Genomic DNA, 24,723 nt, shown 5'->3' on the forward strand with positions numbered 1-24,723 from the left:
TCGTGAAGGCGTCTACTAGATACTGAGGCCTGAGAAGCACTGAAAGGCAATCCCCATGAGTGCGGTGATGATGAAGGTAATGCCTAGACCACGTAGTGGCTTGGGGACATCGGAGTAGCGGAGCTTTTCGCGGATGGCCGCCATAGCCACAATGGCAAGCAGCCAGCCCAGCCCGGAGCCAAATCCATAGATAGTTGCCAGCCCAATGTTGGCAAACTCGCGCTGTTGCATGAATAGTGTGCCACCAAGGATTGAGCAGTTCACGGCAATCAGTGGTAGGAAGATACCCAGTGAGTTGTACAGACTGGGGCTAAAACGCTCTACTGCCATCTCGACGAGCTGAGTAAAGGACGCAATGACGGCGATAAAGATCAGCAGGCTAAGGAAGCTCAGGTCGATCTGGGCATATTCCTCGCCCAACCATGAGGCCAGTGCGCCATCCTTGAGGACGTAGTTCTCCAGCAGGTAGTTGATTGGTAGCGTGCAGGTGAGGATAAAGACCACTGCCATCCCTAGTCCGAGTGAGGTCTTGACGTTTTTGGATATCGCCAAGTACGAGCACATACCAAGGTAGTATGCAAATATCATATTGTCCACAAAGATGGACCGTACGAATAAGCTTAGGTATTCTTGCATTGTCTGATTAAACTTTTTCGGTTAGTACAGTGATCATGTTTAGTTTTCCTCCTGTAGCTCCGGCTTGATTGAGCGATGTACCCATATGATACATGCCACAAGGATCAAGGCCATAGGAGGGAGGATCATCAGTCCGTTATTTGCATAGCCGGCTTCGTAAAAGCTATCGGGTATGACCCGGTATCCGAGCAGGGTACCTGAGCCAAGGAGCTCACGGAAAAAGCCGATGGTCACCAAGATGATTCCGTAGCCTAGGCCATTACCAATACCGTCCAAGAATGAGTCCCAGGGGTTGTTGCCGAGGGCGAAGGCTTCCAGCCGCCCCATGAGGATACAGTTGGTGATGATCAGGCCGACAAATACGGATAGCTCCTTGTTTAGGTCAAAAGCAAACGCCCTAAGGAACTCACTGATGATGGTCACGAGGGACGCCACCACCACGAGCTGAACAATCATGCGGATGCTATTGGGGATGGTCTTTCGCAGGAGGGAGATGATGACATTGCCAAAGGCAACGACTGTAGTCACGGATAGTGCCATCACTATTGCAGGCTCCAGCTTGGAGGTGACGGCGAGTGCCGAGCAAATCCCCAGTACCTGAATGATGACCGGGTTGTTTTTGCTAATGGGGTCAGAGAGTGTTTCTCTCTGTTGTTTTCCAAATAGTGCCATATGTTTATTGTGCGTTTGTCTTCAGTTTGTTGAGATAAGGCTCGTAGAGAGAAAGACACTCCGAAAGCATCTCTTGTACGCCGTGTGAGGTCAGGGTACCTCCCGAGATTCCGTCCACGTAGTCGCGACGGCTATCGTCCTTGCCACGCTTTACGACGGCGATGCTACGTAGCTCTCCGTCTCTGTAGATGTGTTTGTTTTCAAACTGGCTACGGAAAGGAGTGTGTACGATCTCTGCACCCAGACCGGGGGTCTCGCTGGCATGGCTAAAGTCCACCCCGTAGATCGTATCTGCATCCTTGTCGAGAGCGATATAGCCCCAAATAGGTCCCCACAGGCCGGCACCATACATACCGAGTACGTACTTTGTCTCTCCGTCGATTTCGGCCACGTACACGGGGTATTCGGTTGACTTGGTCAGAGTTGGCAGGCTGGCCAAAAAGGCGGCATCCTTCACTCCGGTGCCCTCTGATCCGGCTACGACTTCACCGGACTTGTCCACCAAGTATGCATCTTTGATGATGCTGTTGTAGGTGTCGATGGCTTGGTCGGCTTCGACATCCACCTGCAGTGAGCGAAGGATCTGACGCATCCGGTCGATATTCTCATTGTTGGTCTGGCGCTCCTTTAGTGCTTGTGAGGTAAAGGCTAGCCCTATGGCTACCAGGATGACCATCACGGAGGCGTAAAGGATCACGTATATATTGCTATTCTTGTTCATTTTCAATGTTCCAAAATTAGGTCTCCTTTACTTTTACTTGACTGCCGCGACAGCAGACTTTGCCCGCTTTTTGCGCATGCTGACGTTTCGCTCAATGACCGCATAGTCGATCAGCGGTGCAAACGTGTTCATGAGCAAGATGGCTAGCATCATACCCTCCGGGTAACCGGGGTTGAGGACCCGGATGCAGATCGCAAAGAACCCGATCAAAAAACCGTAAATCCACTTGCCGGTCTCGGTGCGAGCGGCTGTCACAGGGTCGGTTGCCATGAAGACGGCACCAAAAGCAAAGCCGCCCAGCAACAAGTGATCCACAGCTGACAGCGACATGGCCGGCGTGGTACCGATGGCATTGAACATCAGTGCCGTCAGCCCACCTCCAACAAATGTGGAGAGCATGATTTTCCAACTGGCCACGCCTGTAATGAGGAGAAGCAATGCTCCGATCAGGATGGCTAGAGTGGAGGTCTCACCTATGGAGCCGGGGATCAGGCCGATAAAGTAGTCCAAGGAGCTGATCGGAGTGCCGACCGCATTGGTGATTGTGCCGTGTGCACTTTCCCACATACCCACTTGTCCCAGTGGTGTGGCACCGGTAAAGGCATCCACCGTCTTGCCCCCACCGATACCAAAGGTGTCAGCGGTGCGGATAAAGACGGAGTCACCCGACATGTGTGCTGGATAGGCAAAGAATAGGAAGGCGCGAGTGACTAGGGCCACATTGACAATGTTGTACCCCGTACCACCAAAGACCTCTTTTGCAAAGATGACTGCAAAGGCGGTTGCAATGGCGATCATCCACAGTGGTGTATCCACCGGCACGATGAGCGGGATGAGGAAGCCGGATACCAAAAAGCCCTCTGCAATCTCCTGGTGCTTCCACTGCGCCACGGCAAACTCTATCCCCAGTCCGACCACGTACGAGACGATGAGCTTGGGCAGGACAGCGAGAAAGCCGTACCAAAACATGGTCCAAAATCCGGCACTCACTCCTGTCACCAGATAGTGCTGGTAGCCGATGTTGTACATTCCAAAGAGTAGTGCAGGTATCAAGGCCAGCACTACAATGATCATGGTGCGCTTGGAGTCGTTGGAGTCGTGAATATGCACTCCACGCTTGCCGGTGGTATTGGGGACAAAAAGAAAAGTCTTGAACCCATCAAATACCGAGTGAAAAGAAGCAAGCTTGCCACCTTTCTCAAAGGCCGGCTGTATCTTGTCTATGTATTTCTTTAGAGCGTTCAATGTAGTAGTATCTTTTGAGTATTGAATAATCCTGTATAGATCGTCGAAGTACAGTCTCTTTTAGTTCATCTCCTTGTACAGAAGATCGAGACCACGACGTACTATGTACTGTAGCTCTAGCTTGGAGGTGCAGACAAACTCGCACAGGGCAAAGTCCTCCGGAGCTACTTCGTAGATACCAAGCTCCTCCATCCGGTCAATGTCAAATGCGATGATGGACTTGATGAGCTGCTCTGGATAAATATCCATCGGGAAGACTTTCTCGTACTCACCACTGACGATGATGGCACGCTCGCCTCCACGGATGCGGGCATCGATATTGTATTCGCGCTTCTTGCACAAAAATGAGGGGTAGGTACGACTGGCACTAAACTTATTGAATCCCGGCACTGCCCAACCAAACAACTCATCGACATCGTCTCCCTCGGGAATGACGGTAATGATATTGCTAAACGGACTGAGGTACTCGTGATCCGGTGTCACCTGAGTGCCGGTCAGGACGTCTCCGTCTATGATTCGTTTGTTGGACGGATTGCTGTCCAGCTTGTCCTTGATAATGTCGGCTATCCGTGCTCCACTTATTACATTTGTGTACCCCGGGGTGCTGAGGCGTGAGCCGGCCAAGACGATCCGGCGACGGTAGTCTACCTTTCCTGTCGCCAAGAATCGACCAATCAGTGCCATCTCCGACACAGACAGGGTCCATACAGTCTCACCCTTGTTGATCGGTCGAGTGTGGTTGATCAGGACACCCACGTTTCCGGCAGGGTGCGGACCTTCAACCTCATAGGTGTTGACTCCGTTGAGCGATAGATCAGCCCCTTTCTTTATCCCGAGGGAAACGCCACCACTGGTGAGCTTTCTCAGCACATCGGCAGCCAGCTGTAGGTATTTCTTGTCCTCCGCGATCAACTCCAGCGCATCCGGCATCAGCGGAGCGGTATAGTTGGCGGTGACAAAGATATCCCTGGGCATGACGGTTGGGTCGGCAACAATGTCGTACGGGCGTTGCTTGATTAGCGCAAAAAGCCCACTCTCCAGCAACAACGACAAGAGCTCTTCTCTGGTGCGATTGGTCACTCCGGTCACGTCAAAGTCACGGTACTCGATTGCCTGATCCGCCTTGATCTCTACTGCAATGATCTTGCGTTTTGCACCACGTACCACTTCCACGACCTCACCACTTACGGGAGAAGTAAGTACTAGCTCGGGAATAGCTTTGTGGTAAATGACCGGACTTCCGGCGAGGACACGGTCCCCCACCTTTACTGAAAGTCGTGGAACGATGCCATGAAAGTCATCTGGCACAACACCAAAAGAAGAACCCATTGTAGTGGACACATCCACTTTGGGGGCTCTACCAACGAGGTTGATATCCAGGCCTTTCTTGATTTTGATCACGTTAGCCATAAAATATCGGTTAGAACTATATTGTTTGTTTTTGCATATTCTTGGCAAAGTTACCTATTTTTTTCCTTAACAATATCACCTGACTTTGACCCTAGATTCCGTAAGCTGTGGCAGGAGCAAAACGATAGAGGATGAGGAATCGCAAGAAAGTGCACTCCGTGTGTTCTTGGAACTTATCATCTTCACCATAATCTAGAAAAGGAGCGACAATATCCGACACACTTACTGGGAAAACAACAAACCACTATGTGATTTGAATAAATCACAGTGTGATTTCTAGAAATCACACTGTGATTTTATCTTTTTCCTAGTACAAGCGTTCCTTTTGCTACGACCTTGCATTTTTCTTTTCCAAAAGATGGGCACAAAACACCAAAGGGGGTGTGTCAAAGCAACTGTTTTGGCACACCCCCTTTCTTTTGTTTCCGGCTTTTCTTGTACTCTAAAGCACCTTCGCTATCTTTGAGAGGATGATCGCCGCACTGATCGAGACATTCAGGGATTCGCTCACCGTACTTGGAGCCGCCGGTATATTGATCAGCTCATCACACGCAGACAAGAGGGAGGCAGAGAGCCCATGACCTTCGTTGCCAAAAAGGACCACACACCGCTCGGGGACTACCACTTGGGAGATGTTGTTTCCCTCCAAGGCTGTTGCAAACACACGCACCTCCTCATCCAACCCGGACAAGTACTCTGTCAAGTCAACGTCGGTATACAGTCGCACGGCTCCAAGAGCTCCGGCTGTGGCCTGAACGACTTTTGGCGAAAAGGGGTCCACCGTCCCCTTGCCCAAGACTAGTTGCTCAATGCCCAACCAATCACACAGGCGAATAATGGTCCCAAGGTTACCCGGATTTTGCACACTATCTAGTGCCACGACGACCGCCTCTGACTTTGGCAGGGTCTCTGGGGATGGAGGCAATTGGAAAAGTGCGACAAAGTCAGTCGGAGACTGAAGGTTGCTCATTGCTCGGAGCTGACTGGCAGTCGCTATCCGCATGAGGTCGGGCCGGATCGGGGTCTTTGTCCAGAGTTTTTCACCCACGATCAGCCGTGGTTCATAGTGGGCACACAGTTGTGCGATCACCTTTTCTCCCTCGGCCACAAAAAGTCCTTCTCGATCTCTGTACTTTTTCATACACAGTGAGGCTATCAGCTTTCGCTCTCTCGTGCTGACAGATGGGGTTTCCATAGGCTATGTTTGTTATTTATACAGAGATGACCACCATGCCCTCACGGCATCCATATTCGGCAACACCAGGTTGGCACCGGCGTCGCGCAACGAGTACTCCGGCACGGGACCGGTTGTGACTGCTATCGTAAAGATACCCGCCGCATGGGCCGATTGTACCCCCATGGGGGCATTTTCGATGACCATCGCTTGGTCCGGTCCGATGCCAAAGAGCTCCAACCCACGTAAGTAGGGCTCGGGGTGCGGCTTCCCCCGGGTTACGATATCCGCAGTTATCAGGTATCCGTCTTGAATATAGCTCCGGTATGCTTTTTGGATTCTATGGCTGGCATTGCGGATCGTACTACCCGTGACCACTCCCATCCTCACCCCCGCACTGCATAGGCACTGCATGAGCTCCAAAGTCCCATCTATGAGTGGTATCTCTTCGTTGTGGGACAAAAAGAGCTGCGACTTGTAGCGATAGATTTCGTCGACCAGCGATGGATCCGGGTCTTTGTGGTGCTGGCGTCTGTAGACTTCTTGGATCGTTTGTTGACCCGTCATTCCTTCGGAGAGGTAAATCTCCCGCTCTGTTGTCTCGAGCCCAAACTTTGATGCCGTCTCCATCCACGCCCAAGCGTGTATCGGCATGGAGTCAAAAAGAACCCCATCCATGTCAAAGAGCACAACCTCAGGTTTGGTTGTGGGACAAGCCAAGACTTTTTTCATTGCAAACGTCCGGCACCTATATAGGTCCGCCTATAGTAGGGTTCGTTTAGGCTAGATATGATGACACCATTCTGCGTTGTTGCGTGTACGAATTTATCCCCCTTCAGATAGATTCCCACATGCGAAGCCCTTCCGCCACGGCGGTTATTGATGTTGAAAAACACCAGATCGCCCTCCTTTAGATTCTTTTTGTCCACACGCTTGGTGGTGGCCATCAGACTGGCGGACGAGGAGCGGGGCACGCTCAACTTGTAGACCTCCCCCATGAGCGAATGTACGAATCCGGAGCAGTCCGTACCTCGATCCGTAGAGCCACCGAACCTATAGGGTGTCCCTATCCAATCAGCCACAAAGGCATATAGGCCCAGATTGTCTTGAGTTGCGTCCAGTGGGATCAGTAGCTTTTGGGTCAGATCATCAGCCAACCGGTCGAGTGCCACACTCCGTCCCTCGTCTACTGTTTCCGGGAAGTAAATGCGGTGTACTGGGGTCCTAGTGACACTGCATGAGCTCATGCTGACGCAGAAAAAAAACAGGACAAAAAGTGGCTTGCGAGATAATAACTTCATAAGTACATTGGTCGGCTGCCGTTGTCTCACGCATAGTGGGGCCTAGCATCTCGGACCCGGGAAGGTTCACAGTCGTCTATTCCAAAAAGAGAGCCCACGAGTGGGATGCCGGCTAGCATGTCACTCGTGGGCTATTAGTCTATCGGCATCTGTACTCTGTCACCACACTGCTGTCGGTGAGATTGCACAGGCCTCGGTCGTGTGTTATTTAGTTAGCCAGTTGCTCCTCTGCGATAGACACGTACGATCGATCGCCTTTAGCTGTCCGGAAGACCACAACGCCATCCTTCAGGGCATAGAGTGTATGGTCCTTACCCATTCCGACATTATCACCGGGATGGTGCTTGGTTCCACGCTGACGGACAAGGATGTTACCGGCCTTGACCACTTCACCACCAAACTTTTTCACGCCCAGTCGTTTGCTTTCTGATTCGCGACCGTTCTTGGAGCTACCAACACCTTTTTTATGTGCCATGTCTTTATTTTACTTTTTAGTATTCAGATAAATAATTCCCCTCTCACGCAACAATTTCCTTGACAGAGATCTGCGTAAATTGCTGGCGATGTCCATTGAGCTTTTGATAGCCCTTGCGACGTTTCTTGTGAAAGACTAGGACTTTCTTGCCCTTTACGAGTGGCTGTAGCACTTCGCACACCACCTTGGCACCCTCGACGAGAGGCGCACCTACGGTGACAGCACCATTGTTGTCAACGAGCATGACCTTATCAAACTCGACCGTGTCACCTTCGTTCACACTTTTGAGATGGTGCACAAATAACTTTTGGCCTTTCTCGACCTTGAACTGCTGTCCCTGAATCTCTACGATTCCGTACATAATTTCTTGAAAAAAAAATCGTTTTATACCTGGCAGGGGGGTCGTTCTCTCACTTCCGCTTTCCTGACCCTGCCTAAGAGTAATCTTTGCAAAGGTACCCTTTTTTGTCTACTTGGCCAAAACTTTTGCTCCACCAGGACGGATTTCAGGGCCCTAATCGGTGATGGCACCCTCTTCCAATGGGAGAATAACCGTCTATTTTGATGAGCTATTTGTCGAAGTAGTATCTTGTTGCAGTCTTACCATTTGTGCAAAAGTCCCATTGTGTGCCATCAGCTCGTTGGGTGTACCCTGCTCTACCACTGTGCCACCCGAGAGTACTACGATGTGGTCGGCTCCCAATACGGTGCGCATGCGGTGTGCGATGATGATGACGGTTTTGTCGCGCACCAGCTCGGAAATTCCAGCCTGAACTTTCGTCTCGTTCTCGGCATCAAGGCTGGCGGTTGCTTCGTCCAAGAGTATGACTGGAGCATCTTTTAAGAGCGCACGGGCTATGGAGATACGCTGTCGCTCACCGCCCGAAATGGTTTCCCCATTTTCACCTATCACCGTGTCGTAGCCTTGTGGCATACGACTGATGAAGTCATCGCACTGTGCCAATCGTGCCACATGCCTTACTTCCTGATCGGTGGCATCGCGCTTTCCTATGCGTATATTGTCGGCAACGGAGGCGTTGAAGAGCATCACGTCTTGAAACACTACGGCATAATTTTTGAGCAACGTCTCTGGCTCTATGCCAGAGATGTCGTGTCCGCCCAGTGTTATCTTACCACTATTGATGTCCCAAAAGCGTGCAGCAAGCTTGGCAGCGGTACTCTTGCCACCACCTGAGGGACCAACAAGTGCTGTTATCTCACCTTGTCGGGCAGTGAATGAAACATTGTGTAGTACCTGCTTGTCTGTTTCGTAGGAAAAGTCGACGTTGTGGAACTCAATGTCATAGTTTGAAACTTTCACCTCCGTGTCGCCCGTCTGTATGGGCATTGCCTCCATCTCTTTCATTCGCTTAATGCGCACATCAAGAAAAGTAAGAATAGCAAGGTTATTGCATACTTCAAGGATAGGATTATAAACCATTGCCGAAACAAGTAGGAACGCCAAATAGACGAACACCGATACGTCGCCACGCTGAAGCATCCATGCGCCTACAACGATGACGGTAGGCATGCCCAGTTTAAGCAATACAGCGGAGATGTTGATAAACACACCTGTCAAGAATTCACCGGCAACAAGTCCTTTTTCCAATATTTTTAATCGCCGGTCGAACCGCTGGTTATATTCGTCCTCGCCATTGTACGATTTGATTTCCTGCACACACTCCAGTCCTTCCTGTATCTGTTCGCTCACGCCACGCTTGATGTGATAGATACGTGTAAAATCCTTGTCCGTTCGATTTCGTGAAACTAATAGCACTACCAAGGCAAAAGGCACTACCCAAAACACAGCGATGGCTAATCGCCAGTCGTAGCAGAACATTCCCGCTGCGATAATGGCAATGCTTACCCCGGAAGCAAATAGTTGGGGAATGGCGTGCGAGAACGTTGTTTCCAATAGCGTACAGTCTTCCATCATGGTGGCAGTGAGGTCTGAGAGATTGCGATCACCAAAGAAGGCGAGAGGCAAACGGCGCAGTTTCTCGGCTAAAGAGATGCGGCGTTCCGCGCTCTCATTATATACGGTGGTATAGGTGCTGTCGTACTGCCAACGGATCACGAGGAGCATCACGATCATTAACCCTGCTGCCATGAGGAGATAAAACCACAACGTATGAGGGGTATTAATTTGCATATTATCGAGATACTCCATCAGGAAGAAAAACAAATAAGTGGGTGGCAGCATCAGCACAAGGTTGAGCAGTGTTGAGGAGACGATGCCTTGGCGCAGGTCTTTTGCCCCTTTTTCAGTAAGAGCGAAACGATTTTGAAAGTATTTAATCATGGTTTTGTGACATTTGATCGATTATAGTTTCCACGAAACGGACTGTTGATATTCATTCCACATACGGTGGTATTGCTTTCCCTTACTCAATAGTTCCTCGTGCGTTCCCTGCTCAACAATCTCGCCGTTGTCCACGACTGCAATACTGTCGGCATCCTGAACCGTGGTAAGTCTATGGGCTATCATCAGCACGGTTTTTCCTTGGGTGAGATGTGCCAGTGCCTTACGGATAAGTTGTTCGTTTTCGGGGTCGGCAAAGGCGGTCGCCTCGTCGAGCACTACGATAGGAGCATCTTTCAGAATGGCACGGGCAAGAACAATACGCTGCTGCTCACCACCCGAAAGGTAAGTACCCTCGGCACCGATAATGGTATCCAACCCCTGTGGCAAACGGTCAATGATCTCTCGGCTTTGTGAGAGGTCGATGGCACGGTTGATCTGTTCGGTCGTTGCATCAGGATTGCCGTAACGTAGGTTTTCGATGAGCGAAGTCTTGAACAGACGGGTGTTCTGAAAGACGAACGACACATTGCGCATCAGCTCGTCCTGGCGCATATCTCTCACGTCTACACCTCCTATGGTGACGCTGCCATGGCATACATCCCAAAAGCGGGGTATCAACCTTGCTATGGTGGTCTTTCCGCTGCCCGACGCTCCTACAAGCGCAATCGTCTTGCCTTCGGGAATGGTCAGGTTGATATGACTCACTGCATCTTTCTCAGCTCCCTCGTATCGGAACGACACGTCGTCAAAGCGAATGTCGTACGCTTCTACCCGTTTTGGCTCGTCATGCTGTGAGAGCGGTGTGATATGAGTGAGCTGCTCCAGTCGTTCTACAGCCTCGTTTGCCAAGAAAAGGTCCTGGCTGAGATACATGGCTTTCATCACGTTGGCAGCAATAAGCGGTGCAATCACCACATAAAGTATCACGTTGGCAATAATTGTAGTGGTATCTTCCCCGTGTCCTATCAGGATAATAGCAGTAGGAACGAGGACGAAAGCAAAGGCATTGATGGCAAGTGTGTACAGTGACATTGGCGTGCGCCACACAAGCGTACACTTGATGACAAGGTCGCGGTAGTTGATAATGCTATCGTAGAAACGTTTGAACGAGAAGACAGTCTGCTGAAACACCTTGACCACGGGAATACCTCTGACATATTCCACGGCCTCTGCCCCCATCTTCTCCTGCGCATCAAGGTAGAGTCTTTGAAATTGGTTGTTCTTTGGGTTCATCATATATCCCATAATACCTATGGCGCAAACGAGAGGTATCATTGCAGCCACTCCCAACTGCCAATCCACTAAGAGCAGCAGTGCTATAACACCTATCGGAGCAACAACACAACTCGCCACATCGGGTAACAAGTGTGCCACGAAAGTATGTGTCTGTCCCGAATCCTCATCAATGATTTTGCGCATACGCCCCGTGTTTTGGCTATCGAAATAGCCCAATGGCGCACGCATCAGTCGTTGCATCGCTTTTCGTCTCATGTTGGTTTCGATACGGAATGCCGCAAGATGAGAGAGCATCAGTGCCAAAAAGTAGAGCAACACGTTCGCCACCGATATGATAAAAGCCCATAGGGCATAGTCTATAAGGGGTGTGTCTGAGAGGTTGCCTTTGGCTGTTAGTAGTGTGCGTACCACGAGCCACAAAAGTACGAATGGCACAAGCGACAGCAGTCCGTTGACTGCCGACAGTGCTACGGAGCATGGCAGCAAGTATTTGCGCCCTCCCATGTAAGTTCCTAAACGTTTGAGAGTCTTGATCATATATTATCGTCTTTTAGAAATTAATCTTTATGGTTTGAGCAATGCTTTCCATCCTGCCATACTAAAGTCCATGTACTGCTCCAAGGCGACCTTGATATCCTCGTCGGTATAATCTTCATGCTCTACAATCTCGCAGAAAACAGTTATCCAAGTAGAGCAGGTGATATGAACTAAGAATGGCGAAATGTTGGCGTTGAGATGTGGATAGCGTTCTTTCATCAGTCGTATGTATTCCATGCCCACTTTCATCTGTCTGTCCACCATCTTGTCTTTGTATCCTTGTAGCGACGTTCCCTCAGAGTTGAATAGGAGCAGTCGAAGCTCCGGACGGAAGTCCTTGATGATGCCGAGCAGGTCAAAGATGTAGTCTATTTGGTATTGCCGCATGCTGAATACGTCTATCGACAGGAACTTTTCGTCATTGTGCGACAGGATGTGTTTGTCCAATGCCTTGGTGAGAGGCCGTAGCACCTCACAAAACAGTTCGTCCTTGCTACTGAAGTAATTGTATAGGTTTCCTACAGCAATACCCGACTTGCGAGCCACCGTGCGAATGGATGTGCAACGTACGCCATGTGCGATAAATTCTTCACGGGCGGTATCAATGATACGTTGCCGAATGTCATCTTTCAGAGTTTGCATGATTGGGGTAAGGCGTCAATAATGAACATCGTTCTATTTTGTTCATAAAAAAAGCGCACTGTTCTTTTCTTGAACAGTGCGCTTCTATGGTCGATGGATGTCTATCCAGGTATGTCATATGGTACTTTCGTTTTATCGTACACTTGAATTTATTTGTTGCAAAGGTACGAGGTGTGGCCAAGTCTCGCAATACCTAAAAGTGAGTATTATGCAGCGGTTGGCTGGCATTAATCAGAAAGACCAATCCGCAACATCAAGTTTTCTTTATCGTTCCTGCACTTAATAATAGCTTTCAGAGCAAATTGACAAACTCATTGATTGGATGGCGTATACAGAAAAGCTCGCCCCCTAGAGGGAGGCGAGCTTTGTGGGTACTATCCGGCAGGACGAACTACTTGAGTGCGTCCAGTGCGGCCTGATAGTTGGGCTCGGAGGTAATCTCCGGCACCAGTTCTTCGTATACGATTTGTCCCTTTTCGTCTACCACAAACACGCATCGTGCGAGGAGGCCACGCATGACACTCTCCGCCAGCTCAACACCATAGGCCTTGGCAAAGGTGTCATCACGAAATACGGAAAGGGTGGTGACATTGGCGATCCCTTCTGCACCACAAAAGCGTGCTTGGGCAAATGGCAGGTCCTTGCTGATACATAAGACTTGGGTATTTTGGAGCGAGGCAGCCGCTTTGTTGAAGGTCCGGACACTCTGTGCGCAAACACCCGTGTCGATACTTGGAAATACATTGAGGATGACTTTCTGCCCCAGGTAGTCGGATAGCTTGACGTCGGAGAGGTCACTTTTGGTTGCGGTAAAGTCCGGAGCCGGCATGCCTGCCTTTGGGAGCGAGCCGGAGGTATGGAGGGTCTGTCCTTTTAGTTGAGTTGTTGCCATAGTTATCTTTTTTTTGATGGTGATTATAGTGTCCGATCAAGTCGGACTTTGGACTAAAACAGTCCGAGAGCTGCTTTTGTTTGCCCGGAGGCACCTATTTTTACTCCCCGGCGAGCTACGGTCGATTGCCCTGCCTCATGTCATGGACCCAAGCATTGGCATCGTGGACACTTCGATCGTTTGCACCGAGTTCTTTGGCCTTACCAAAGTCTTTTTCGGCCTCCTTTTGCTCGCCGTAAGCCAGCCACACCATACCCCGGACGAGGTACTCCTCAGCGGTTACACGAGTACCGGAGTTGATGGCCTTTCGGATAGTGGCAAGTGCCTGAGCTTTTTGGTCACTCTTTAGGTAGCATTTTGTCAGGACACGTGCGGCCATATGCTGTTGGGGGTATTCGTCGATGAGGCGGGTCAAGATCTGTTCGGCCCGGAGATTTTCTCCTTGGTCAAATAGTACCTCAGCCAGCGTAACCTGCGGAATGTAGGCTTTGGGATTGTGTTCCACTATTTTTTGGAGGTCAGCCACAGCACCTTCCGGCAGGCCTAGGTCACGCAGGAGCAAGGCTCGCCGATAGCGATAGATTTCGCTCTTGGGATATTGCTTCAGGAGCTCATCTAGGTCTGCGAGTGCGTCCTCCAACCGCCGAGACTGCGTCAAAAGCTCCGCGCGACGACTCCGAATGGTATCAAGATGCGGCTGACGATTGAGGGCAGATGTCAACAAACCCAACGCTTCGACCGTGTCACCTCGTGCCACAACAAGCTCTGCAAGGTTGGCCTCCAACAAAAAATTTCCGCCATACGTTGGCAAAATCGACAGGGCTGATCGCAAAGCCAACTCCGCGCTATCGACCTGCCCACGCTCATAGGCATCAAAGTAATCCTCGACACAGCGTTGGTAGCGGGCCATGAGCAGACTGTCGGCTTGGGCAAAAGCAGGCACACAAAGCGAGAACAAACCTCCCAAGAGGAGGAAAAAGAAGCATTGGTATTTCATTCTGTAGAAAACACTAAGGTTGCGATCACTAAAACTGAAAGTAAATGAATGGCTGGACCCCTATTGAGCGAAACTGCACAAGCACCACAAAGACGATGGCCAATACCAACGCTTGGCCGACAAGCGGGAGGTGCGTGACAAAGTCCTGAAGGCCCCGACGGAGTGCCGATGGCGTAAAATGAGCCAAAAAGCCCGTGAACATTAGGATTGAGACCACTTGGTACCCCTTGACAAACTGACTCGCCACCTCCGGATGAAATTCGTGCGCAATCATATCCAGCATCACCCAAACATCAGAGAGATTTTCCATCCGAAAAAAGATCCAGGCAAATGCGACAAAATGAAAAGTCAGCAGGACCGAGAAAAACCGCACAACGGGGTGCATACCCTCACCCGTAGGCCGAAAGAAAGCGACAAACGACATCAACCACTTATGCAAAGCCAGCGCCAGACCATGGAGGCCACCCCAGATGACAAACCGAAGACTGGCTCCGTGCCACAGACCGCCTAGTAGCATCGTGATCAAAAGATTGACATAGGTGCGCACCCTACCCTTGCGGTTACCGCCCAGCGAGATATAGAGGTAGTCGCGAAGCCAAGACGAAAGCGAGATGTGCCACCTGCGCCAAAACTCAGTGATCGTGGCGGATTGATACGGAAAATCAAAGTTGGTATTGAACCGAAAACCCAGCCACAAGGCCAGCCCTATAGCCATATCGGAGTAGCCCGAAAAGTCACAATAGATCTGGAGCGAATAACCATAGATCGCCATCAGATTCTCAAATCCCGTATAGAGCGCAGGGGCATCAAATACGCGGTCTACAAAATTAAGGCTGATATAATCCGAGATCACCCCCTTTTTGAGCAGGCCAAAAAGGATAAGATACAGTCCCTCCCCAAACTCCTCACGTGTCACCACCGGAGTGCGGTAAATCTGAGGGATAAAGTCCTTGGCTCTAACTATAGGTCCGGCCACCAGCTGAGGGAAAAATGAGACATAAAACAGATAGTCCACCCATCGTCTCAGTGGCTTTATCTCCCCTCGGTATATGTCAATGACATAGCTCATGGACTGAAAAGTAAAGAAAGAGATACCGACCGGCAAAAAAATATCAAACCTATGTGCCTCAAATGGACTACTCACCCAGCCCAACCACTCCCCGATGCCATAAAAAAGTGGGCCAAAGGTATTGTAGAGAAAGCCGGTGTACTTGAAGTAAGCAAGCATCCCGAGATTGAAGACGATCGAAACCGCCAGCCATCTTTTTCCACCATCGGAAGACAACGAAATACGGTGACCGACAAAATAATCAACCGTGGCCGTCAATAAAATAATAGTGGCATACGCTCCACTACTCTTGTAGTAAAAGTAAAGCGAAAAGAGGACCACATAGAGGATCCTCACCATCTGCCGATGCCTCAGAGCATAGTACAGCGGGATAAAGCAGAGAAAGAGGGCCAAAAACAGACCACTGTTGAAGAGCATCGGCTCCTTCGGATTGTATTTGAGCAGATCGAGTATATAGTGCTGTGGCATATGGATTACGACATGGAGAGACAACAAAAAAACGACCTTACTTCACCCTGCTGATATCAAGCACTTGTCGCTGATAAAAGAGAGGACGCCGACGCAACACATAGCTCCTAAAATCTCTCAGAAGCGCATACGCGACAGCCATTCCCAATTCATCATACCCCTCCCTTGTGAGATGCACGCCATCTCTAGAGATCATCCCGGCCTCCGGTAGCGCATCCGCACCGGACACACCGCCAAAAGCCCCATACAGGTCTATATAGCCACAGCCCAGCTCAGAAGCCTCCCGCTCCAGCACCTTGGACACCTCATCCGCATTGCCACTTGCGATCCAACAATAGTGGCCACGGCGCACACGCTTGACCCTAAAGGTCGCAACAGGCGAGGTAAGAAGGATAGCAGTAGAGGGCATAGCGACCTGCAAGGCCCGTACAAGACTCCTCACTTCGCCGGCAAAAAGGGCGGACGAAAACTTGGGCGCAAGTAGATCGTTAGTTCCAAGTGACACTATGAGCAAGCGAGGGCGCAACAGATGCAAATGATCCAAAAAAGCACGGTGATTCAGCGAAGGGAAAAAAGCCCCATTGTAGCCAATCGTGTGCAAAAGTGGACCCGGACAACCACTCTCCAGACTGGCACCATACCACCGTGCGCCTTTTGGTGCAACCAATGTCAAGACCGTGGTTGGCTCATTCACCCACAGTGTATCTACACCGGGCTCCTCCACACCCGACACCCCCACTGCCGGTTGCGCTGCCCCCTTGATATACAGTGGTGGCGTGGAGACATCACGCAAGAGGACCACCCGCCTGATCGGGAAACCGTCAGGCACCTTTATCTCCACCTCATCACGCACCTGAGCGGTAAGTGTGATACCCGTAGGACTGGGTGAGTCCCCATACCTCCGCGAAGTGACGAAGTGTCCCGACCATCGACCCTTATGCCCCGACACTCGTCCGGGATGCGGCTGATTGCTGCGCAAAAGACTGTACGGAGCCACCCACCCCAAGCCGGCCAAGCAAAAGTAGTCATCAAAAAACTGACGGATAGGTGCGCTAAAGTACCCACCCTGCACATGCGAGTCCCCGAGATGAACCACCGGTATAGTCTCACGATTGGTCGGGGAAACACATAGCTCCCAAAACTCATCTAGATACCCCTCCGGAGCTTTCAGCACACATCGATCCACCTCCAAAAGGTCAAGCGGGGCGAGGCGTTGTGCCACAACCGCCGGACAAATAGCAAGGAGCCACAATACGACACCCACCGAGGGCCACACCGTCTGTCTCATCACCTACTCCTCCACCAACGAATGGTACAAACGCTTGGCCAACTCCCTACCTCCGGAGACACTGAGGTGGGTATAGTCCTTGGCCATGCGGCCCTTTTCGACCAACGACTGTACACCCCCCAGCTCCTGCATGGCGGCAAAAGTATCCCAAAAGAGACAACCATTCTCCCGAGCCAACCTTTTCTGGATTGCACGCACTTGGCGGACCCCACGCAGGGTCACCACCTTGCCATCCACAATAGTGGCTCGATCCGACACCGACATCAATAGCACCACAGCATCCGGAAAGAGTTCTCGAATATGAGCCAAACTCTTCTTCATCTTGTGATAGTACCAAAAATAGTCATCCGCTTCATCCTCCAGCGAAAGGGCATTGAGTCCAAAAGAGAGGATGATCAGTCGGTAGTTGCGCACCCCTCTCATCTCACTGCAGAGTGGCCCACTGATCCGAGTCAGTTCACCTCCCGATGCACCCCGTCTACTCATATTGTCCACCGAGACACCCGTGGCCCCGTCTAGGAAAATCCCATGGACATCCAGGTCATCACTCTGCACCTCCATCCGGATCGAACGCACACCGCCCCCACGCTCCTCCCACAGAGACAGCCTACCATCCTCCGTGGCACTCAGGTCATACCGAGAGACAACTGTGTCATTGACCGTAGTCGTCAATATCGCACTCCCCCCACAGCGGTAGAGGAGCGCTACTCGATCCACCTCCTTGGATGAAGAGGTGGGAGAGGAGATCCCAATCGTCACTTGCCCCTCACCCGAGAGATGATCACACTGCCCCGAGGCCGTATAGGAGCCAGCCTGTAGCAGAGTGTGTGGCGCCCAAGCACCGCCAAAACGATGCCGCACCGAGGTCCTAAAACGCGCCGTGGCAGAGGTGACCGGAAGATAGCCGACACCCTTACCGCCAAAAGTCTGCTGAAGCATCCGACGAAAATCAGCCACCAGTAGGTCACCCTCCGTAAACGAGTCCGAAAAGAAAGCGACATGCAGAGGCATCTCCCGAGCCTCCTGCAACCACGCACGCACCCGAGACACCCCATCATGATCGGGTGTATAGTCCATCAGCATAGATGAGCTATCAGTCGAATCCACCTCAGCCACAATCGGATCCACCTCAGCAGACGATGAAAGTATAGAGTCCGTGGCAATAGACGTCCCCTCCGGCTCGATCGGGCTCAAATCCACATTGAGAGAAGGGGCAGGCTCAGCCACGACCTCCTCCGATCCGGGAAACAAATCGCTCACCGGGTCAAATACCTTCACATCTCCATTTACCCTATTCAGGACAAAAGAGATCAGGTAAGCCAGCCCGACCGCTACCAAACAAACCGAAAAGCTCCGCAAAAGCCCACACCCATCCGACCAATGATTCATGCTCCAAAACATAGTGCCAAAAACAGGGGCAAAGGTACCACTTTAATACCACACCACCTCCGCTCTCCGCTTTGAGGCAAACACATTGGCCCCCCCCTGAAAAAGGGCTCATCGGACAGCCCCTTCCCGGTGTAAGAATCATCCAAAAAGTCCACTGCCGCGACCTCTTTTTTGCACCAATTTTGGACACCTTGCAAGCCACAGACAATCAAATACTTGCAGAGGACCATGAGTTTCACGGATAGAGACAAAACTTTTCACGGATAGAAGCGATCGCTTAGACGGATAGAAGGGATCGCTTAGACGGATAGAAGGGGAAAAAATGGGTCATCCAAAAGGGAGGCAGACACACACTTTGGGTAAAAAAAGAGAACCGCAGTTTTCGGTCCGTCTACCCTCTCCGACTCCTCCATTTACTTATCGGTAGATTCCTTAATGTTTCTTTTCACAAGAAAAGAGACAAGGAGTACCAAAATAGGTATATTTGCAAGAAATTTGAACGGAAATAAACGAATAGCACAACAATATGGAGACAAATAATCCTGTAGACGTACGAGCCTTGACTGAGGTCATTGAGCGAGAGAGTGGTTTCCTTGACCTCCTAAACAACGGCATGGGGCAAGTAATCGTTGGACAAAAACACCTGCGTGAGAGCCTGCTCATCGGACTTCTCGCCAATGGTCACATCCTGCTTGAGGGAGTCCCGGGTCTGGCCAAGACACTGGCGATCAAGACACTGGCAGACCTGATGGATGCAGACTTTAGCCGGATACAGTTTACCCCCGACCTGCTCCCGGCAGACGTCATTGGCACCCAGATCTATAGCCAAAAGAGCGAATCATTTAGCATCAAGAAAGGCCCGATCTTTGCCAACCTCGTGCTAGCCGATGAGATCAACCGTGCCCCTGCCAAAGTACAGAGTGCACTGCTCGAGGCTATGCAAGAGCACCAAGTGACGATTGCGGATCAGACTTTTGCCCTGCCGGAACCATTCCTCGTCATGGCGACCCAAAACCCCATTGACCAAGAGGGGACGTACACCCTGCCGGAGGCTCAGAGCGACCGTTTCATGCTGAAAGTAAACGTCGGCTATCCCACCAAGCAAGAAGAGATGAACATCGTCTCCTCACAGATCATGCAGGACAGCGACAAGCCACAAGCACGACAGGTGGTCACGACCGCACAGATACTCCGAGCTCGAGAGATCGTCCACCAAGTCTATATCGACGAAAAGATCCGGAAGTACATTATCGACATCGTATTTGCCACACGATTCCCCGTAGAGGCGGGTCTCGACAACCTCAAGGGCATGATCACCAATGGTGCCTCTCCACGTGCCTCGATCAACCTGGCCCTGGCAGCACGCGCCTATGCTTTCATCAAGCACAGAGGCTACGTGATCCCCGAGGATGTACGCGCCGTATGCCATGACGTACTTCGCCACAGAATAGCCCTCAGCTACGAAGCAGAGGCCAACAACCTCGTACCCGAAGAAATCATCAACGAGATACTCAACCGAGTAGACGTTCCCTAAAGCCTAAAGCATGAATACCAGCGAACTACTCCGAAAGATCCGGCGCATCGAGATCAAGGCAAAGCGACTCAGCCAGAACATCTTCTCTGGAGAGTATCGCTCTGCCTTCAAGGGTAGAGGCATGTCGTTCACCGAAGTGCGGGAGTACCAAGTAGGCGACGACGTACGCGATATCGACTGGAACGTCACGGCACGCTACGCCAAACCTTATATCAAGGTCTACGAAGAAGAGCGTGAACTGACAATGCTCCTCCTAGTGGATGTGTCGAAAAGTGAGCTATTTGGCACCCTGAGCCGGACCAAACGACAGCTGGTCGCCGAGATTGCCGGCACACTTGCCTTTAGCACCATCACCAACAACGACAAGGTGGGCGTGATCTTTTACTCGGACAGGATCGAGAAGTTCATCCCGCCCGGCAAAGGTCGCAAGCACGTCCTGCATATCCTCAACGAGATCCTCACCCTGGAACCCTGTGGAGAGAGTACCGACCTCTCGCAGGCCTTGGTCTATGCCAACAACGTCCAAAAGAAGCAGGCGACACTCTTTGTGCTATCCGACTTCATCGACCACAGCGACTACGGACGGACTATGAGTGTCGTGAGCCGAAAGCATGACCTCCTTGCCATGCGTGTCTACGACCCGCACGAGACAGTACTCCCGGAAGTAGGCCTACTGCGCGTAACCGATGCGGAGACCGGACATATACACCTGGTCGACAGCTCATCAAAGCGCATCCAAAATGCCTACCGAGGCTACTGGCAAACACTGACCAGCTACATGGTGGACACATTTACGAAGTACGATATCACTTTTTCGAGTGTGGCTACGGACGAGGACTATGTGCCCGTCCTGCAACAACTTTTTAGCCGGAGAAGGAGGTAAAGGAAGAATAGCGATGATCAAAACAGTACAGACCCTACTACTCAGCACACTCATAGCTCTGCCTATCGTGGCTCAGGAGGTCCGGGTGATCCCGTCACTCGAGCCGGCCAAGATCCTCATAGGCGAGCAAACCACACTCCGGGTCCGAATCGCTCACCCCAAAGCAGAAGCGGCTCGGCTCATTTTGCCAAAGGACACACTTGTCAGTGGCGTAGAGATCATAGATGTGGCTCTGACAGACTCGGCAGAGGTGACCGACAAAATCATGGAGCATGTTTATGCCGTGACACTCACAGCCTTTGACTCGGCCAACTACGTCCTAGGCAATATCCAGGCTATGGTTGCCGGCAATCTATACAGTGCCACAGAAGCCCCAATCCTAGTCGTGAACACCGTACCGGTAGATCTGAGCAAGCCGGACAGCTTTTCGGACCTAAAAGAGCAGTGGAAGCCGGACTTTGTGTGGAAAGACTACCTGTGGATCCTCATCACAGCACTTGTGCTGGTATTGCTCGCGATGGGTGGTTACTTCCTATGGAAATACCTGAAAAAACGAAAGGCCCCCTCTGATGCCGACAGCAACAAGCGGGAACCTCCGGTCGACCCCTACGAAGAAGCACTGCAAGGGATGGAGCAACTGCGTGAAGCCAGACTATGGGAGCAAAACCAAGTGAAGCAGTACTACACGAGTATGACGGATATCCTCCGACGATTCATTTGGCGCGTCTACGGCATTGACACCGCAGAGAAGACCTCCACCGAAATCCTGGAGAGCTTTCACAACACGGTAGACAATCAATCGCTGCAAAAAGACCTCCGCCGAATCCTCACAACAGCGGACACAGTGAAGTTTGCCAAGTACATACCTCAGCCGGATGACAATATTAGCTTGATGAATGCTTCCGTCGCATTTATCAGAGAGCAAAAACCGTCAGATCAAGCGGAAGCGCAAGAGAAGCCATGACCTTTTTACACCCCTACTACTTTTTACTGCTGCTTGTTGTTCCACTTGCCCTCTACATCTACATCAAGCGACAAAAGACACCGGCTACATTTACCCTAAGCACCACTGGAGCCTTTGAGGGACTTCGTCGCTCCTGGCGCAGTCGGCTGTATCCGCTTCCATTTGGGCTGATTTTGTTGGCCTACATCCTCGTCACGATTGCGTTGGCCCGCCCCCAGAGCAGCACCTCCCACTCTACACGAGAGACCGAGGGGATCAACATCATGCTCGTCATGGATGTATCCGGCAGTATGCTGGCCCAAGACCTTCAGCCCAACCGTATAGAGGCGGCCAAGGCTGTGGCATCTGAGTTTGTCGCTTCACGGCCATCCGACAATATCGGTCTCGTGGTATTTGCGGGCGAAAGCTATACACAGTGTCCACTGACCACAGATCATGCGGTGGTACTCAACATGATCCAAAAAGTGGAGCTGGGGCTGATCAACGATGGGACGGCAATAGGTAGCGGACTGGCCACAGCAGTCAGTCGGCTCAAGGATGTAAAGGGCGACAGCCGAGTAGTGGTCCTCCTAACGGATGGAACCAACAACGCCGGTGCTATCGCCCCAATCACAGCTGCGGAGATTGCGGAGAGCTTTGGGATCAGAGTGTATACGATAGGTGTCGGGAGCAAAGGCGAAGCCCCCACTCCGGTACAGACCCTGATGGGGGTTGAGTACATGATGCTCCCCGTCGATATCGACGAAGGAATGCTACAAGAAATCGCCACACGCACAGGAGGACAGTACTTTAGAGCCACAGACAATGCCAGCCTGAAAGCCATCTACAAGGAAATCGACCAAATGGAGAAAGTGAAACTCAAGGTAGAAAACTTTACCCAAAAAGCAGAGCACTTCCCGATTTTTTTGTGGCTTGCACTGGGCCTGACAGCTGCCGCCCTCCTACTGCGCAACACCTGGCTAAGGAGCCTGCCCTAGCACGTACAAGGGCAAATGCCTTATCTGACTTGAAGAAGTAACGACTTATGCGTTTTTTATACCCACATCTTCTCTTCTTATTGATCCCGGTTGTCGCACTGGTCCTGATCTCATTTGTCCGGACCTATCAGCAACGCAAAAGGCTCAAAAGATTCGGCGACACTGATCTCGTCAAGCAACTCATGCCGGACCTTTCACTCCGCAGGAAGCTGATCCGAGATATCATACTGGGCTTGTCTATGTCTCTGCTTGTGCTCGCACTTGCTCGCCCACAAATGGGCTCCAAGAGTGAGACCGTCACAAGGGAGGGTGTCGAGCTCATGGTCTGCTTGGATCTATCCAACTCTATGCTCTCCGATGACGTCAAGCCCTCAAGGCTGGAGTGGGCAAAGTCGATCGTATCAAGGATAGTGGACAAGCTGAGCAACAACAAAATCGGGCTGATCTACTTTGCGGGAGACGCCTACGTACAGCTGCCAATCACCTCGGACTTTGTCTCCGCCAAGATGTTTCTCGCAGGAGCCTCCCCGGACCTTATTGAGACACAAGGAACAGAGATTGGGCAAGCTGTCCGGCTGGCTATACGCAGTTTTTCCGGCGACGAAACCGTCAAGCGCGCCATCGTCATCATCACGGATGGCGAGGACCACGAAGCAAGTGCTGAAGACGCTATCCGCAAAGCCACAGAGCAGGGCATATCGGTCAGCGTGATCGGTGTCGGCACACCGGAGGGTGGTCCTATTCCCCTAAAGGATGGCTCCTATCTCTACGACAGTGACGGCAAGATGGTGGTCACGCGGCTCAACACCAAGATGGGAGAGGAGATAGCATCAGCCGGTGGGGGAACATTTATTCTTGCGAATGATGTCTCCGGGACGGTACGCGTCCTCGAGCAGGCTCTGGACAAACTAGAGAAAAGCGAGCTGGAGACCACCGTGTACACCGCATACACCGAAGTGTATCACTTCTTCCTTTTGCCGGCACTGGTACTTTTATGGCTCGACCTTTTTGTACTTGACCGAAAGAATAGATACTTCAGGCGTATCCATATTTTTGGAAAAAATCTATCATTTAGGTTCAAATGATTGGCATTCAATAGCCTAATGAGTTATGAAATGCAGTAGGTAATGATTTAGCGACCTATCTTCAACAATGATATACAACGCTTTGCATAACTCGAATAACCTGTTGCAAAGATAAGAGTATATCGTGAGAAAAAAGAATTTTCTCCGAGTTATTTTCGTAAAGCCGTCCGTTTGGGCGGCTTTTTGTTTTCCGTGTATTTTATTCTTATGATGAAATGCAGTCTCCGAAGACTGCGTTTTTTGTTTTCGCCCTGCTTCTTTCCATGCACATCCTCCACTTATGCCTGTGTATCATGTCGGGATCGGTTGTTCGTTGTCAGCGGCAAAGGTAGTTCCGGGCTTCTACGGACAAAAAAGGTCGGGGCGGCAAGCCGTTTAGACGACAATCTCCACACTTCCATTTCATTGCAGGTAGTATTCTCGCCGTAAAACCTTGTTTGTCCTAAGCCCTACCTTTTTACGCCACTGAAACGAAAACGACCGACCCGACGGAAAGACGCATAAAAAAAATGTCGGATATGCGAGAAGCTGGGAAAAAGAAAAAGTTGAAACTCAACTCCCTCACCTCTGGAATCCGCCTAAAATCAAAAAAATCAGACAAGATGAAACTGAGATACAAAATATCAATTTGGGTGGCACTTGCACTCGCAGGCTCTCTCCTTTGTGGCGGAAGCATCTGGCTTTGGCTGGCAGGGATATGTGCAGGAAAATTCCTCATTCGGTTACTCCTTACCATTGCTTTGGCTATCGCAGTGTACATTCTGACTTATGCCCTCATCATCGGAGCAATACTTTGGTTACTCATTTCTTAAACAGGCAGATA

General features: G+C 51.0%; 24 protein-coding genes. 6 read left to right on the forward strand and 18 right to left on the reverse strand.

Annotation, left to right across the window (positions count from 1 at the left end):
• Positions 1 to 15: 15 nt before the first annotated feature.
• From nqrE to AC1EK1_RS01180, 18 genes are all read right to left on the reverse strand, one after another.
• Complete coding sequence (gene nqrE / locus AC1EK1_RS01095) at positions 16 to 636, reverse strand: NADH:ubiquinone reductase (Na(+)-transporting) subunit E (RefSeq protein ID WP_480305215.1); 621 nt, start codon at positions 634 to 636, stop codon at positions 16 to 18.
• Positions 637 to 675: 39 nt separating this feature from the next.
• Positions 676 to 1,308 carry an NADH:ubiquinone reductase (Na(+)-transporting) subunit D gene (locus AC1EK1_RS01100; protein WP_480305216.1) on the reverse strand — a complete coding sequence of 211 codons (633 nt, stop codon included), beginning with the start codon at positions 1,306 to 1,308 and terminating at the stop codon, positions 676 to 678.
• 4 nt (positions 1,309 to 1,312) lie between these two features.
• The gene (gene nqrC, locus AC1EK1_RS01105) at positions 1,313 to 2,029 is read right to left on the reverse strand and encodes an NADH:ubiquinone reductase (Na(+)-transporting) subunit C (protein ID WP_480305217.1); all 717 of its coding nucleotides are present in this window, start codon (positions 2,027 to 2,029) and stop codon (positions 1,313 to 1,315) included.
• A gap of 33 nt (positions 2,030 to 2,062) precedes the next feature.
• Entirely contained in the window at positions 2,063 to 3,274 is a 1,212-nt protein-coding gene (locus AC1EK1_RS01110; protein ID WP_480305218.1) for an NADH:ubiquinone reductase (Na(+)-transporting) subunit B, read from the reverse strand.
• 60 nt (positions 3,275 to 3,334) lie between these two features.
• Positions 3,335 to 4,684 (reverse strand): Na(+)-translocating NADH-quinone reductase subunit A, encoded by a 1,350-nt coding sequence (locus AC1EK1_RS01115; RefSeq protein ID WP_480305219.1) that lies wholly within the window; start codon positions 4,682 to 4,684, stop codon positions 3,335 to 3,337.
• Positions 4,685 to 5,126: 442 nt separating this feature from the next.
• On the reverse strand, positions 5,127 to 5,879 hold the full coding sequence (locus AC1EK1_RS01120; protein ID WP_480305220.1) for a TrmH family RNA methyltransferase: 753 nt from the start codon (positions 5,877 to 5,879) through the stop codon (positions 5,127 to 5,129).
• A gap of 12 nt (positions 5,880 to 5,891) precedes the next feature.
• Positions 5,892 to 6,590, reverse strand: coding sequence for an inorganic diphosphatase (locus tag AC1EK1_RS01125; RefSeq protein WP_480305221.1), 699 nt, complete (start codon positions 6,588 to 6,590; stop codon positions 5,892 to 5,894).
• Positions 6,587 to 7,159, reverse strand: coding sequence for a C40 family peptidase (locus AC1EK1_RS01130; protein WP_480305222.1), 573 nt, complete (start codon positions 7,157 to 7,159; stop codon positions 6,587 to 6,589). Before AC1EK1_RS01130 ends, AC1EK1_RS01125 begins: the two co-directional genes overlap by 4 nt.
• A gap of 208 nt (positions 7,160 to 7,367) precedes the next feature.
• On the reverse strand, positions 7,368 to 7,634 hold the full coding sequence (gene rpmA / locus AC1EK1_RS01135) for a 50S ribosomal protein L27 (RefSeq protein WP_480305223.1): 267 nt from the start codon (positions 7,632 to 7,634) through the stop codon (positions 7,368 to 7,370).
• A 43-nt stretch (positions 7,635 to 7,677) separates the two neighbouring features.
• Entirely contained in the window at positions 7,678 to 7,995 is a 318-nt protein-coding gene (gene rplU, locus AC1EK1_RS01140) for a 50S ribosomal protein L21 (RefSeq protein WP_480305224.1), read from the reverse strand.
• Positions 7,996 to 8,190: 195 nt separating this feature from the next.
• Entirely contained in the window at positions 8,191 to 9,936 is a 1,746-nt protein-coding gene (locus AC1EK1_RS01145) for an ABC transporter ATP-binding protein (protein WP_480305225.1), read from the reverse strand.
• 21 nt (positions 9,937 to 9,957) lie between these two features.
• The gene (locus tag AC1EK1_RS01150; RefSeq protein ID WP_480305226.1) at positions 9,958 to 11,712 is read right to left on the reverse strand and encodes an ABC transporter ATP-binding protein; all 1,755 of its coding nucleotides are present in this window, start codon (positions 11,710 to 11,712) and stop codon (positions 9,958 to 9,960) included.
• A gap of 27 nt (positions 11,713 to 11,739) precedes the next feature.
• On the reverse strand, positions 11,740 to 12,354 hold the full coding sequence (locus tag AC1EK1_RS01155; protein WP_480305227.1) for a TetR/AcrR family transcriptional regulator: 615 nt from the start codon (positions 12,352 to 12,354) through the stop codon (positions 11,740 to 11,742).
• Between the two features lie 391 nt (positions 12,355 to 12,745).
• On the reverse strand, positions 12,746 to 13,246 hold the full coding sequence (tpx, locus tag AC1EK1_RS01160; RefSeq protein ID WP_480305228.1) for a thiol peroxidase: 501 nt from the start codon (positions 13,244 to 13,246) through the stop codon (positions 12,746 to 12,748).
• A gap of 115 nt (positions 13,247 to 13,361) precedes the next feature.
• On the reverse strand, positions 13,362 to 14,243 hold the full coding sequence (locus AC1EK1_RS01165) for a tetratricopeptide repeat protein (RefSeq protein ID WP_480305229.1): 882 nt from the start codon (positions 14,241 to 14,243) through the stop codon (positions 13,362 to 13,364).
• Positions 14,244 to 14,271: 28 nt separating this feature from the next.
• Positions 14,272 to 15,780 (reverse strand): MBOAT family O-acyltransferase, encoded by a 1,509-nt coding sequence (locus tag AC1EK1_RS01170; protein ID WP_480305230.1) that lies wholly within the window; start codon positions 15,778 to 15,780, stop codon positions 14,272 to 14,274.
• A gap of 37 nt (positions 15,781 to 15,817) precedes the next feature.
• Complete coding sequence (locus AC1EK1_RS01175) at positions 15,818 to 17,068, reverse strand: GDSL-type esterase/lipase family protein (RefSeq protein WP_480305231.1); 1,251 nt, start codon at positions 17,066 to 17,068, stop codon at positions 15,818 to 15,820.
• Positions 17,069 to 17,071: 3 nt separating this feature from the next.
• The gene (locus AC1EK1_RS01180) at positions 17,072 to 18,457 is read right to left on the reverse strand and encodes an SGNH/GDSL hydrolase family protein (RefSeq protein WP_480305233.1); all 1,386 of its coding nucleotides are present in this window, start codon (positions 18,455 to 18,457) and stop codon (positions 17,072 to 17,074) included.
• A 526-nt stretch (positions 18,458 to 18,983) separates the two neighbouring features.
• On the opposite strand from AC1EK1_RS01180, the gene AC1EK1_RS01185 reads away from it, so the two are divergent.
• The 6 genes from AC1EK1_RS01185 (at position 18,984) to AC1EK1_RS01210 (ending at position 24,712) form a co-directional block, all read left to right on the forward strand.
• Complete coding sequence (locus tag AC1EK1_RS01185) at positions 18,984 to 19,991, forward strand: AAA family ATPase (RefSeq protein WP_480305234.1); 1,008 nt, start codon at positions 18,984 to 18,986, stop codon at positions 19,989 to 19,991.
• A gap of 10 nt (positions 19,992 to 20,001) precedes the next feature.
• Complete coding sequence (locus AC1EK1_RS01190) at positions 20,002 to 20,874, forward strand: DUF58 domain-containing protein (protein ID WP_480305235.1); 873 nt, start codon at positions 20,002 to 20,004, stop codon at positions 20,872 to 20,874.
• Positions 20,875 to 20,887: 13 nt separating this feature from the next.
• Positions 20,888 to 21,838 (forward strand): hypothetical protein, encoded by a 951-nt coding sequence (locus AC1EK1_RS01195; protein ID WP_480305236.1) that lies wholly within the window; start codon positions 20,888 to 20,890, stop codon positions 21,836 to 21,838.
• Positions 21,835 to 22,815: a vWA domain-containing protein gene (locus AC1EK1_RS01200; RefSeq protein ID WP_480305237.1), complete on the forward strand. Its 981-nt coding sequence runs from the start codon at positions 21,835 to 21,837 to the stop codon at positions 22,813 to 22,815. The genes AC1EK1_RS01195 and AC1EK1_RS01200 overlap by 4 nt, the downstream gene beginning before the upstream one ends.
• Before the next feature lie 47 nt (positions 22,816 to 22,862).
• Positions 22,863 to 23,900, forward strand: coding sequence for a vWA domain-containing protein (locus AC1EK1_RS01205; RefSeq protein WP_480305238.1), 1,038 nt, complete (start codon positions 22,863 to 22,865; stop codon positions 23,898 to 23,900).
• Between the two features lie 602 nt (positions 23,901 to 24,502).
• Positions 24,503 to 24,712 (forward strand): hypothetical protein, encoded by a 210-nt coding sequence (locus AC1EK1_RS01210; protein ID WP_036873654.1) that lies wholly within the window; start codon positions 24,503 to 24,505, stop codon positions 24,710 to 24,712.
• The last annotated feature ends 11 nt before the right edge of the window (positions 24,713 to 24,723 follow it).

Source organism: Porphyromonas sp. C0026D3, from assembly GCF_056590775.1.